This is a genomic window from Lacticaseibacillus saniviri JCM 17471 = DSM 24301 (assembly GCF_001311785.1).
GTDB lineage: Bacteria > Bacillota > Bacilli > Lactobacillales > Lactobacillaceae > Lacticaseibacillus > Lacticaseibacillus saniviri.
Window position 1 is genome coordinate 1 of the sequence record NZ_BBBX01000023.1, and the last position, 12,925, is coordinate 12,925.

Annotated in this window: 6 protein-coding genes and 7 pseudogenes; 5 read left to right on the forward strand and 8 right to left on the reverse strand. The window is 50.1% G+C overall.

All coding sequences use genetic code 11. From position 1 onward, the window contains the following. Window positions 1-685, reverse strand: a pseudogene (locus JCM17471_RS11130) (amino acid permease); the annotation flags it as partial. A gap of 184 nt (window positions 686-869) precedes the next feature. On the opposite strand from JCM17471_RS11130, the gene JCM17471_RS11135 reads away from it, so the two are divergent. After that, window positions 870-2,930 (forward strand): Orn/Lys/Arg family decarboxylase, encoded by a 2,061-nt coding sequence (locus JCM17471_RS11135; RefSeq protein WP_082395314.1) that lies wholly within the window; start codon window positions 870-872, stop codon window positions 2,928-2,930. Between the two features lie 80 nt (window positions 2,931-3,010). Here JCM17471_RS11135 and JCM17471_RS11140 read toward each other — a convergent pair. Both JCM17471_RS11140 and miaA read right to left on the reverse strand, forming a co-directional pair. Next, a pseudogene (locus JCM17471_RS11140) lies at window positions 3,011-4,269 on the reverse strand (methionine gamma-lyase family protein). Window positions 4,270-4,289: 20 nt separating this feature from the next. After that, a pseudogene (gene miaA / locus JCM17471_RS11145) lies at window positions 4,290-5,215 on the reverse strand (tRNA (adenosine(37)-N6)-dimethylallyltransferase MiaA). A gap of 62 nt (window positions 5,216-5,277) precedes the next feature. Between miaA and JCM17471_RS11150 the strand changes: the two are divergent. Then, window positions 5,278-5,457, forward strand: coding sequence for a DUF3042 family protein (locus JCM17471_RS11150; protein WP_054777948.1), 180 nt, complete (start codon window positions 5,278-5,280; stop codon window positions 5,455-5,457). A gap of 81 nt (window positions 5,458-5,538) precedes the next feature. Here JCM17471_RS11150 and JCM17471_RS11155 read toward each other — a convergent pair. From JCM17471_RS11155 to JCM17471_RS11175, 5 genes and pseudogenes are all read right to left on the reverse strand, one after another. Beyond that, window positions 5,539-5,924: pseudogene (locus JCM17471_RS11155) on the reverse strand (rhodanese-like domain-containing protein); the annotation flags it as partial. A 12-nt stretch (window positions 5,925-5,936) separates the two neighbouring features. Next, window positions 5,937-6,896 carry an ROK family glucokinase gene (locus JCM17471_RS11160; RefSeq protein ID WP_054777949.1) on the reverse strand — a complete coding sequence of 320 codons (960 nt, stop codon included), beginning with the start codon at window positions 6,894-6,896 and terminating at the stop codon, window positions 5,937-5,939. Further along, window positions 6,868-7,121: pseudogene (locus JCM17471_RS11165) on the reverse strand (YqgQ family protein). The gene JCM17471_RS11160 and the pseudogene JCM17471_RS11165 overlap by 29 nt, the downstream one beginning before the upstream one ends. 5 nt (window positions 7,122-7,126) lie before the next feature. Next, window positions 7,127-7,804, reverse strand: a complete 678-nt coding sequence (locus tag JCM17471_RS11170) for a rhomboid family intramembrane serine protease (protein WP_054777950.1) — start codon at window positions 7,802-7,804, stop codon at window positions 7,127-7,129. Between the two features lie 184 nt (window positions 7,805-7,988). Continuing rightward, window positions 7,989-10,122, reverse strand: a pseudogene (locus tag JCM17471_RS11175) (peptidoglycan D,D-transpeptidase FtsI family protein). Window positions 10,123-10,345: 223 nt separating this feature from the next. Here JCM17471_RS11175 and JCM17471_RS16670 point away from each other — a divergent pair. The 3 genes and pseudogenes from JCM17471_RS16670 (at window position 10,346) to JCM17471_RS16070 (ending at window position 12,919) form a co-directional block, all read left to right on the forward strand. Then, window positions 10,346-10,843, forward strand: coding sequence for a YfhO family protein (locus tag JCM17471_RS16670; RefSeq protein ID WP_369395878.1), 498 nt, complete (start codon window positions 10,346-10,348; stop codon window positions 10,841-10,843). Further along, a pseudogene (locus JCM17471_RS16065) lies at window positions 10,729-12,053 on the forward strand (YfhO family protein); the annotation flags it as partial. The gene JCM17471_RS16670 and the pseudogene JCM17471_RS16065, both read left to right, overlap by 115 nt. Beyond that, a complete protein-coding gene (locus JCM17471_RS16070; RefSeq protein WP_173578941.1) occupies window positions 12,050-12,919 on the forward strand; it encodes a YfhO family protein in 870 nt (289 codons plus the stop codon). The pseudogene JCM17471_RS16065 and the gene JCM17471_RS16070, both read left to right, overlap by 4 nt. The last annotated feature ends 6 nt before the right edge of the window (window positions 12,920-12,925 follow it).

Sequence of the window (12,925 nt, forward strand, 5' to 3'; positions counted from 1 at the left end):
ATGATATAAGTCGCACCCAGTTCGGCGCCGGATGTGGCAAAATTAATAACCCGGTTGTCGCAAAATAGTGGGTTGAGAAATGTGGCATGAAGGCATGCCAATTGAATGGCTGGGTCGCGATTGGTAGCCCCTTCATCACGCCAGCAGCGGTCAAGGCAACAAACAGCATGGACATGATGAACATGGCCGCCCCACCCAGCAGTGACATCACTTCAAGCGAGCGGGTAAAGAGATTCTCGGCCACGATAAAAATCAAAATCACGACGAATGTAAAAATCCCAAACCACATATTCGACATATGTTTATCTAAGGTGTTGTCACCCAAGATCATCCAAGACAACGCCACAATCACAGAGTTTGCGACGTCAATTAAGTATGGCAGTGTGCTTGACCAGTACATCCAGCTGGTCCAATAACCTAATGTATCACCAGATGTGTGGCGCACCCAAGTCGCCAACCCCCCACCGGCTTCGGTGAAGGTCGTCCCGATCTGTGCTGAGATCAGTTCGTATGGAATAATGTAGGCCAGTAACAAGAAAATCCAAGACAGGACAACGGATAAGCCCTGATTCTGGAAGGGATAAAAAATATTTTCGAAGCCAATTACGGTCACAAAAACTAAGAGACCCAAGATTGGCCACGACATATAGCTCTTTTGTGGATTCAGATCATTTGCGGTATTCATATAACTCCTCCTTTTGACGAAACGATAGCAGTCGTTCAGTCAGCGGGCGGCTTATTGTGGTAATAACCAAAAGGAAACACAGATGTCCACTACTTTCAAAAAATTTTCACAAAAATAATATTACATTATAATGGTATTAGTGTATAGCTTTTTCAGAAAGGAATTTACAAAATGCCATTAAAAAATTGGATTGGGTCCGGGGATTTCATTACCGTTTACCCTCGAAAACACCACGCATATTTCAGAAAACACACTCGGATCACTGGGTGCAGCCATCATCGAGGCCACTGATACCACAACTTTTAATCAGTTGGATCAAAGCGGCTTACCATTGCCCACTTTTGTCATGGGCGATAATCATTTGACATCGCAACATCTTCTCCTACATAGTACTCCGTTGACAGCAGCAACCGTTGAAACAGCGCTTGAGGCTTACACCGAGCAACAGGTTCCTGCGTTCATCCGTGATCTGCTCGCCTTTAGTGAGGCTGATCCCACCAGCTTTGCGACACCGGGACACCACGCCGGACACTATGACGACTTGGGTCCCGCCGGCTATTTGTTCCGCCAGGCCTATAATCAAACCTTCTTCAGCAGTGACACCTCTGATGTGGTGACAGCGCTAGGCGACATGTTGACGCACGGTGGCACCCCACTCGATGCCGAACAAGCCGCAGCCAAACTCTACGGTGCCGACAAAACCTATTTTGTCACTAATGGCACGACGGGTTCTAACAACATCGTGGCGAGCGCACTGCTGCAGCCAGGTGATTTGGTTCTCTTTGACCGCAATAATCATAAGTCCCTCTACAACGGGGCTTTGGTCATGAACGATGCGACACCTGTTTATCTGGACACGCTGCGTACCGATCGCGGCCTAATCGGACCGGTCGATTTGAATGGTGTGACTAGCGCTAGTTTGCGTCAAGCCGTGGCTCAGATTGATCCCGCAAAGGCCAAGCAAAAGCGGCCATTCCGATTGGCTGTGCTGGAACTTGAAACCTTTGATGGCCTCGTACCTGATGTCCGCCGCCTCTTAGACACTTTTGGGGCCTTATGCGACTACGTGTTGTTTGATGCCGCATGGGGCGGATATGAACACTTCTTACCTGCCATGGCACCGATGGACCCGCTTCACCTTGAACTGACCTCAGACGATCCCGGTATCATTGTGACCCAATCCGTTCACAAGCAACAATCCGGCTTCGCCCAGACCTCACAGATTCATAAAAAGGATGCCCATCTCAAGGGGCAAGACAGATATGTCAGCCACGCGCAATTCAATCACGCTTATCTCAAGCATGTCACCACCAGCTATTCATATCCCGTCTATGCCTCACTGGCCGTCAATGTCGCACTCAACAGTGGCGCCCGCGGTCAAAAGATCTGGCGTGATGCGCTGACTGCGTCACTGGCATTCCGGCGCGCACTGGCAGAAACCAAGCTCTTTAGTGCCTTCAATGACCCAGAACTACTGCAGACATCAGACGAGACACTCATACAGTCGGCACAAACTTGGCAACTCAAGCCGGACAGCAACTGGCTCAAGTTGCCCGGGATTCAATCCCAGCAGGCCTACCTCGATCCCTTCAAGGTCACCGTCATGTTGCCGACGGACAAAGCGCTGGGTGTCTCTGGTTGGTTAGTGGATCGTTACTTACTCGATCACGGTATCGTGCCCGAAAAAGCCGACCCTAATTCCTTATTGTTCTTGGTCACCCCTGGCTCCAATCAAACCGACTGGCAACAATTACTGACTGTCCTGAAACAGTTTGAGGCCGACTTTTTGAACAATGTCAGCGTGGCCGCCGCATTACCGCAGCTGGTCGCCGAAACCGGCTCCCGCTACGCCAATATGACCTTACGCGAATTGGGTCAAGCGCTCTCTGACTTCTTCATTGATCGGCATTTGGTCACCCGTCAACGGGCACTGTTTCAAAACAGCAACGCCCGCCCAAAAACAGTTCGTGCGGCGCAAGCGGATGCCGCCTTCATGAAGGGCGACTACGAAACGGTGCCCCTCAAACAGGCACTGGGGCGCACTGCCGTCGAGGGTGCGCTGCCATACCCTCCCGGCATCTTTGTTGTGGTGCCCGGTGAAATCTGGGAACAGGCCGCCATTGACTACTTCGACACATTATTTGCCGCCGTCAGTCAATTTCCTGGGTTCACGCCAGAAATACAGGGCGTGTTCACGGATGATGCGGGCCGCCCCGTTGTCCACGTCCTCAAAGACAAGCACTAAGCAACGCGAATAAATGCGCAAAAAAGACACTGCAATCGCCCCATTGGGCAGCACAGTGTCTTTTTGTCTGCGATATTGCTTTAATCTTTGGTATAGAATGTATCTTGCGCCGCACCAATAATCGCTAACTTGATGTGGGCATAGGTTAAGCCACCCTGCAAATAGAGCGTGTATGGTGGCCGAATTGGACCGTCACCGGAAAATTCGATGGTTGAGCCTTGAACAAAGGTCCCACCTGCCATGATGACTTGATCTTCATAACCAGCCATTTGTTCGGGAATTGGTGTCACAAACGAATCCACTGGTGAATTGCGTTGAATCGCCTCCGCGAACTTGATCATGGCGTTGGGTTCACCAAAGTTCACCGTCTGGACAATATCAGTCCGAGGGGCATCCCATCGAGGACTCACCGCAAGCCCGAGTGCTTCGAGCAAGGCCGCTTCAAAAATCGCACCCTTAATCGCATTACCGGTTGTTTGTGGGGACATGAAGAAGCCCTGGTACATTTTACCGAGCAAGCTTCCTGTCGCGCCCTCAGCGCCACCTAGGCCAGGAACCGTGAACCGATAACTGACACGTTCCACCAGATCCTTTTTCCCAACAATGTAACCACCTGTCGGCACGATACCACCGCCGGCATTCTTATATAATGAACCGGCCATCAGATCGGCGCCAACTTCCAGTGGTTCGATGGTTTCGGAGAATTCACCGTAAGCATTGTCGACAAAATCCAAACATCGGGCAAGACTGCGCGGACCACATCAATCATGGCCTTGATCTTAGCGACTGTGAATGAATCTCGCGTGGCATACCCACGAGAACGTTGAATCGCAATCACCTTGGGCTTAGAAGCGAGGCGAGTTTTGACCGCTTCAACATCCATCTCACCTTCTGGCGTCAGATCCACATAGCCGACCTTGATGCCATATTCCTTTGGACTGCCGACACCGTTACCCGCTAAGCCCAACACTTCTTGCAAGGTGTCGTAAGGCTCGCCTGTGATGTAGAGAATCTCATCGCCAGGCCGAACTAACCCGAGCAACGCCACCCCAATGGCATGGGTGCCAGAGACCAGTTGTGGGCGCACCAGTGCGTCCTCACCGCCCAAAACATCTGCGTAGATAGCTTCTAACACATCCCGACCTTCATCGTAGTGGCCGTAACCAGTTGACCCGTTCAGATAACTCTCTGCCACATGGTGGTCTTGGAATGACTTCAAGACCTTAGCCTGGTTTTCAACGATTTGTTCGTCAATCTCAGCCAAACGTGGTTGAATCTGCTGATCCACCTGATCAACAATGGCCATTAATTTTGGATCAATCTTATCCCGATAACTCATCTAATTCCTCCTCAAATCACTTATCGCGTTAACCAGTCGCGCGTCTGCTGACTAATATCAGCTAAGCTTTCCGGTTGTTGCACCAAATCAAACCACTGGGTGGGCATTTGATGTCTAAAAATGTTAATTGGCGTTTCGCATAGCGCCGTGAATTCTGCTTCACTTGTTCGACAGCGGTCGACAGGGTCATGTCACCGTTCAAATAAGGCAGGAACTCCTTGTAGCCGATGGCCTTCAGCGCTTGCGCATCGGGCCCCGCCAGTGCGAGCACTCGTTTGACCTCATCGAGCAAACCGGCCTGCATCATCAGGTCGACGCGTTGATTGATGCGCTGATACAGCAGCGCTCGCTCAGTGGTCAGTCCAATAACGCGGGTCTGAAACTGGGGATTATTCTCTGGCTGCGCCGAAAATAATTGACCCGTGGTTTCAATCACTTCAAGCGCGCGAATCACCCGCCGACTGTTGCCGACAGGAATATTGGCCGCAGCCGCAGCGTCACGTTGTTCGAGTTGTTGCCACAGCCAGGTTTGATCATGCTGCGCTAATGCTGCTTGCCAGACCTCGCGGGCATGGCTGGGTGGTGCGTCACCACCCAAAGGCAGGCCGAGGCGCAGCGCATTCAGATAAAAGCCGGTCCCACCGACCAAGATTGGCACGTTACCCCGCGTCAGAATCGCATCGATTGCTTCTATGGCACGACGCATAAACTGGGCCACGGAGAAATTGGCCTTCACCGACACAATGTCGTACAAATGATGTGGCACACCGTTCATCTCGGCCGGTGTGATCTTTGCGGTCCCAATTGCCATCTCGCGATAAATTTGATACGCATCGCCATTGACGACCTCTCCACCCACTGTTTGCGCGAGTTTGACGCCCAAATCACTCTTGCCCACAGCGGTCGGTCCCACAATCATTATGATTTTCGGGTTGTCTTTATTCATTTCATCACCAATGTTTAGTATAATGAACTTAGTAACAAAGTTCAGCATCTGGAGGGATTTTCATGAAGCATAAATTTTTCAAAGGCTTTTTAGTTGGCACATTGGCCACAGTTGGTGCGGTTGTAGGTAGTGTCTTTGCATTCAAGAAGACCTACGTCGAACCCGTTGAAACCAAAGTTGAAGAAATCAACGATAACCGCAAGCGCGCAAACCGCAAGCGTTTATCCGCTCACCAAGGCTAATCGAATAAAAAGAACTGCGGCAATCTGTCGCAGTTCTTTTTTTGTATTCAAGCCTATGATTAATCCAAAGACTTGTTTCGCCTTTGTCTTACCAGACCAGTTGTTGTAACCCTTTTTGAGCCAGTAAACGTGCAAGAATTTGTTTTTTGTAACCGCCGAGCAGCCCGCACGGACAACACGCCAGTCCCATCATAAAGATAAACGGGCAAATCCTTGCGCAATTCCACCATGCGCTCCTTGAGTTGCGTGTATGGCAGACTCCGAGCCCCTAGAATATGGCCCAGATCGAATTCATTCTTTTCACGCAGATCAATGATTTGTGCTTTGCGCATGTTCTCTTCAAAAGCTTCGGGTTCAAGTTCGCCACCGATAGCTTTGAGCTGTTGTTTTTGCCAAGCCAGGTAACCCCAGTTGACTGCCCAGGCGATTAACCCGGCACCTAAAAGAATCAGTAGAAAATTGATCAAGTCGCGCCTCCTTTACTTGATAGCCAAGGATGCCGCACCGATAACCCCAGCGGTATTTCCCAAGGTTGCTAAACGTAATTCTGTCGTCTTCCGAACGTTAGGGAAGGTGAACTGCTTGAAGTATTTGTCAACACGCGTCAACAAGAAGTCTCCGGCAGCTGAAACCCCACCACCGATAACGATGAAGCTTGGATTCAACATGTTACCAACATTGGCTAATGCTAAGCCCAAGAAGTAAGACACGCGATCAACGATCATTAAGGCCAACTTGTCGCCGTCCTTGGCGCAATCGAAGACGATCTTGGAAGAAATTTCATCACCATCATCAAGGATTTGCTTGAGCTTGGAGTCCCCGGCAAATTCTTCGGCCATGTCGCGGGCAACACGGACAACACCAGTCGCAGAAGCCACTGTTTCTAAGCATCCGCGCTTACCACATGTACACATGTAGCCATTAGGATCAACGGTAACGTGACCTAATTCACCGGCTGAACCAGCCACACCGTGCAACAAGTTGCCGTCTGCGACAATCCCGCCACCGACACCAGTACCCAGTGTCACGAAGGTCACGTCCTTGTTGTTATCGCCGGCACCTTGCCATTGTTCACCTAAAGCAGCCACGTTGGCATCGTTATCAATTGTGAACGTGATGCCTGTGCCCTTTTCGATATCCGCCTTAACGGGTTGTGTGGTCTTCCAGTTTAAATTGAAAGCTCCCGTTACTGTGCCCTTATCGATATCAACAGAGCCAGGTGAACCCATCCCGATACCGATGAAGTCGCCAGGTGTCATGTTATAAAGGTCCAGATGTTCATTGATTGATTCGATGATATCAGGAACAATGTGCTTCCCATCATCTAAAATATTGGTGTCGATACTCCAGCGTTGTTGAATTTCACCCTCTGGGGTCATGATCGCGAACTTCGCTGTGGTACCGCCGAGGTCAACCCCGATGATTTTCTTGTCTGCCATTATTTTGCCTCCGTAAATCAGAATTTAGTGGTGATTTTAACTCTTGCTCGTGTTCGTGGCGCAACACAATTTTGGCCGTGGCGTAAGTCTTATCGTCGAGCAAACCCGATTCATGCAAGCGATCGACTTCAACCGCGGCCAATTCCATATCCCACAGGCGCTCGCGACGTGGATATAGGTGCCATATCGTTTTAACAACTGTAGAACGTCATAGTATGTTTTCATGCCGACTACATCACCCCGATCATAGCCACTGCCACGACGGCGATGACCAGCACAACGCCCATCAATATTCGCCGATTGCGATTGATGAGACCGATGTTTGGAGCCCCCAGCACACCAGCGACTAAGAAGCCACCAATCAGACCACCGATGTGTCCGGCAATATCGATGCCACTACCGAACAAATTAAAGACCAGATTGATCCCAACCAGCAACAAATATTGTTGCGCAATTGATCGAATCGCTGGGTTCTCGCGGAAATTATCGCCAAGCATCAAGAAAGCCCCGAATAGACCGAAGATTGCCGTACTTGCTCCAGCCGCCAATGCATTAGCGTTGAAGACCATGCTGACATAGTTACCCGCAATCCCACTGAGCAGATAGATGGCTAAGAATCGTGCATGGCCAAAAATCTGTTCCGTCATCATCCCAAGATAATAGATTGACACGGCATTCACAACCAGGTGCATCAAGCCAATATGCAGAAACATCGGCGTGAACAGCCGCCACCATTCACCCTGTGCAATCAGTGGATTGTAGCGGGCACCCAGATCGAGCAGCACCATTGTGTTAGTGCTGCCACCCTTAAGTGTTTCCAGCAGATACACCGCGAATGTGATTGCGAGTAGCCCATATGTCATGAATGGCATATTATTGAGCCGATTCTTCCAGTTTGATTGCCGCATAATTCATCCTTTCCGTGTGAGAAAAAGCACTGCTTGTTTCTTTTCCCACAAAAAACAACAGGTTGGTTCCTGTTGTTAAAACAACGCACTACGAACCAAGCAGAATGAGTGTTACCACCTAACCGGTTTGGACCAGTTATCACTTGTAGTAGTTAGCATTTTTGTAAGCCCTGCCTACCCACTTTTAACCATTGATGGTGGATTGGTGACTCGAGTAGTTCGGGTCGGCCTTAATATTATTCATACTGTAATAATCTGCGAACATTTGTTGCGCAATCATCAAGTTATAATTTGCCGGTTCATCCCCGGTTAAGTTAGGAACAACAACGGCAATCGCAATCTTAGGATTAGATGCCGGCGCGAAACCAACGAAACTCAAGGTTGTCGTTTCTACCTGTTCGGAGGTGTTGTCTTCGGGATCAACACGCGTGAAGGTCTGCGCCGTCCCGGTCTTACCGGCAACCCCTGGATTCAAGGTGTTCAGGGCCGTGGCTGTTGTCCAACCATTCGTACCATGAACAACTTGCCACATCCCCTGCTTGACCACATTGATCTGAGCCTGGGTAGATAAGATTTTGGCCAGGACCTTTGGCTGCGTGGTTGATAGAATCGGACCAGATGAGCCATCAGCTAATGTTGAGCTGATAGATTGCACCAGATACGGTTGCATCCGATAGCCATTATTGGCAATCGAAGAGATGTACTGTGCCATTTGAATTAAGGTGTAAGCATCGTAGTTCCCATAGGACAAATCCAATGCTGACCCGACTGGTAAGGTTCCCGCGCTATTCACTGTTGGTCCAGCGTAACCGGATGTTTCACCAGGTAAATCAATCCCGGTCTTTTGACCCAGACCAAATTCCGTGAAGTACTTGCGCATCGTCGTGAAAATATTGCTATCTAAAGACATGTAGTCATTTGGCACATACTTGGCATGGCCTTCCTTCATCGCTAGCCGCATCATGTAGATATTAGAAGATACTTCAAGCGCGCTAGCCGCATCCAGACTGCCAAAGGTACCAACGGGATAGACGGATTTCTTTACCGGTGTTCCGGGCAAGTAAATTGGCGTATCGGGCAGATAATTATCTGTCGGCGTAATCACACCATCCTGCATCGCACCGAGGACTGTGGCCCCCTTCACAGCGGACCCCATAACAAAGGAGCGGTTGATGACACCCAATGCATCATTCGTGACGGTGTGGGTTTTAATATTCTGCTGGCGCCCGGCCAATGCCAAGATTCGCCCGGAATTTGGATCCATCGCCACCGCATAGGCACCATCGGAAACATTGGCAACACCGGCAGCGCGTGCTTGATCAAACACTTTGGTTAAGGTGGCTTCAACCTTTGCCTGGTACGCAGAATCGATGGTCAGGTTCAAGTTAGCACCCTGCTGACCTTTGAATTGTTGAACGGAATTCACGATTTGGTTCTTACTACCGATTTCCACTTGGGTCTGACTCTTTGACCCCTTCAACACATTCTCGTAGGCATTCTCCAGGTAACTGGTCCCGACGCGGTCATTACGCGCGTATCCATTGGCCAGATAGCTGGACAGGTTCTCAGCAGGCAACCCGGACTTTTCACTGGACACACGACCGATGATACTGGTCATGGAATCACCATTTGGATATTCGCGTTGCCAGTCAGTTCCCAGATTAACCCCGGGCATGCTTGTCAGATGTTCACCGACTTCAGCGACTTCTTTTTCCGTCACGCCTTCAGCCTTGATGTACACGGTAGAGAGCTGCGTGGAGCCACTCATTACCTTGAAGATCTCGATGGGTTGTTGCTGAGCCTTGGTATAGGTTGGCAGGTGTTTTTGAACATAGGCCACCTGTTTCTTATAAAACTCGCTCGAGTCAGAGGTCGATAAGGCTTGATCTGCCTTCGAGAGCTTCTTGGTAACTGCCTGACTATTCGCATCACTTGCCAAGTAATAATCCGCAAAATCGCGCGGTGTCAGGCTGGTTGATGGGACAGTGATGTACTTGGCCAGTGTTTGGGCCAAAGCCTTCATCTGCGCGGACGTAATCCCGACACTGCGCGTGTACGTGATGGCACTGTTGGCCTTATTGGTCACAAGGGCGCGACCTTTACTGTCAAAGACCAAGCCCGGGGCACGTTACCTTTAATGACGGTCTTGTCCGTTCGATCAACTTCAGCGGTTAAGCGACTCCCATTCAGGATTTGCAAATACGCTAGCTGGCCGACGAGCGCCGCAAACATCAGAAAAACCACAAAAACAATAAATTCAGTCGAAACGGCAAATGAGACTTGGGCCGCTTCGGCCGCGGTGTGCGTATATATTTCAAGACCGCAGAACTCCTTTTTTAATTATCCGTTCAAGTTTAGCAAAAAGTCGGCCGTATTACCATGCCACTTCTTTGACTATGGTATGCTATTTCTAATCACTTCGGTACTACCGAGGACTGAATTAACTTTTTCTTAGAATCCGGAGGCACCTCATGAGTCGTTTTTTTGTCCCATCTCAAGCAACATCCCTATTGGCTAGCCGCTATTTTACCCGTGCTCATCATGCTTGGCTATTATATTGGCTGCCACGTTTATCCATTCGGCAATTCAAGCCTATTAACGGTCGATCTCGGCCAGCAATACATTGATTTCTACAGTTATTTTCGGCAGACCATCCTCGGGCATCCCGATCAATTTCTGTACAGCTTTAACAAGGCACTCGGTGGTGATATGTTGGGTGTTTTCGCCTACTATTTGATGAGCCCCTTTAACTTCATCCTACTCTTCTTCCCCAAGTCCATGCTGGACACTGGCATTGTGGCTTTAACCCTGCTCAAGTATGGCAGTGCCGGACTCACCATGTGCTATTACCTGAAAAGCGTGGCCTCACAGGTTGGTGGCTGCCCGCACTGTCAATCAGTTATGCGCTATCGGGGTGGATGCTCGCCAATCAGCTCAATATCATGTGGCTCGATGCCGTCATTTTCTTACCTTTGGTTTGCGCAGCGCTGGACAGCATCGATCATCATCCGTTGCGCTACAGCCTGTTGCTGGCACTGACATTGATTGTCAATTACTACATGGGCTATATGATCTGCCTCTTTTTAATCGGCTACTTTGGCTTCACGTTGGTCCGTGATTGGACTAGCGTTAAACACGGTTTTAAGCGCATCGGCCAATTCATTTGGAGCTCACTTCTAGGCGGGGCGCTGAGTGCGTGGTTGTTGCTGCCAACCTTCTTTCAGCTCACCCAATCCAAGGGGACTTATACGGTCACCAAGGTGCATTGGAAGTTTGAATACCAACCCTTAAAGATTCTCAGCAAATTCATCACCGGTTCCTTCAACTTCGATCAGATGCCATCGGGCTATCCCAATATTTTGTTGGCAGCGTCGCGTTGATTCTCGCGATTCTCTACTTCACCAACAAACACTTTAGCTGGCAGGAACGACTATTCAGTCTCCTGTGGAGTGGCTTTCTAACCATTTCAATGATGTTTGAGCCGCTCGACCTGCTGTGGCACGGCATGCAATTTCCGGTTTGGTATCCTTATCGGTTCTCGTTTGTCGTCACGTTCTGGCTGATTATGCTCGCGGGCCGTCAACTCACACGGATGGACGACGGCATTGCCATCTGGCAGCTCGTTCTCTTGTTAGTCGTGATTATTGGCATCTGCGGCTATGTCCTGGTCAATCTGGACAGTTTTGGGTTCCTGACACCCACACAGCTGGTCATCACCGGCAGTGCCATGATGCTCACGTTGATTTTTCTATCCGTCAACTCCGATCAGAGTCACATCACGCCCCTGATTTTGTTTTTCCTTCTCTTCGCTGAGATGACGCTGAACGTGGTGTTCACACTGAATCAGTTGAGTTATGTGAGTCACTCCGACTACCATACATACACCGAGAGTCTGCGGGCCGCAGCGGCCAAAATTCCATCCAGTGATCAGGACTTCTATCGCGTTGGGAAAACCGTCTTGCGCACTAAAAATGATGCCATGCAAATCGGCTACAACGGGACCGATCAATTCAATTCAATGTTTGAGCCCGCCGTACCTGCGTTCTATGGCAAAATTGGCCAGCCAGCCGGCGATGGGTTTGTCGCTTATACCAGTGGCACCTTAATCAGCGATGCCCTATTAGACATCAAATACTGGATTTCGCCGCGCACGGATGGCGATCCACTGCTGCAACATGCCTTCTTGCCAACAGTGGCGAGTCGCCCGACCTCAACCTCTACACCAAGCGCGGTCAAACCAGCAATTTGACATTGCACCAGAACCCCTATGCCCTGGGTATCGGCTTTGTCGCCAGTCAAAACATCTTGAAAACACGGTTGTTCTCAGATGCGCCACTCGCCAATCAGGAAATGATGCTCAACGCCCTCACGGGTCAAAAGGCCTACAGCGTTCTTTTCAGCAACGTGGCCCTCAGCGCACCAAAGACAAAGGGTGTTTCAGCGGCCAAGGCAACGACTGGAACCACCTACACCAAAAAGCCTATCGCAAAAACGGCGACGGTGACCTACACCTTTAAGGCAACAACCAATGATCCTTACTATCTCACATTAGGCAGCAGCTTTACCGACAATTTGGTGAGTCTGACGCTTAATGGCGAAGCCGTGCCAATCTACGACACCTTCCGCGACACCGTGGTGCTCAACGTTACGCCAAAGCAGCTCAATCAAACACAGAAGCTGACCTTCACGCTCAACAAGAGCAGCGCTTGGTTCAAGGACGTGGCGCTCTATCGACTCGACCAGGCCGCAGCAACGGCTGAAATCAATCAGCTCGCCGCTAATCCCCTCGTGGTCACACATCACAACGCCCATTCGCTCAGCGGGACCGTCAATGTTCGTGAGAACAATCAACTCCTGATGACAACAATTCCAAAGGCGAAGGGTTGGACCGTCACCGTTGATGGCAAAGTGGTCAAACCCAGAACCACGGTTGGCCTGTTCATGGCCGTAAAGCTTGCGAAGGGCCAGCACAAGGTCCAATTCACTTACTGGCCACCGATGCTCAACTTAGGACTCTTAATCAGTGGCATCGCGGCGCTACTGACTGGCCTCATCAGCGTCATGAGCTATCGGCCTGGCCGCCACAGTTATCATCGTGCCACCCGCAAATCCTAACAGCGA

What these genes read in the sequence shown, in the direction of transcription:
- JCM17471_RS11170 (WP_054777950.1), bottom strand. Translation starts at nt 7,804, where the DNA reads ATGCGGCAATCAAACTGGAAGAATCGGCTCAATAATATGCCATTCATG.
- JCM17471_RS11150 (WP_054777948.1), top strand. Translation starts at nt 5,278, where the DNA reads ATGAAGCATAAATTTTTCAAAGGCTTTTTAGTTGGCACATTGGCCACA.
- JCM17471_RS16670 (WP_369395878.1), top strand. Translation starts at nt 10,346, where the DNA reads ATGCTTGGCTATTATATTGGCTGCCACGTTTATCCATTCGGCAATTCA.
- JCM17471_RS11160 (WP_054777949.1), bottom strand. Translation starts at nt 6,896, where the DNA reads ATGGCAGACAAGAAAATCATCGGGGTTGACCTCGGCGGTACCACAGCG.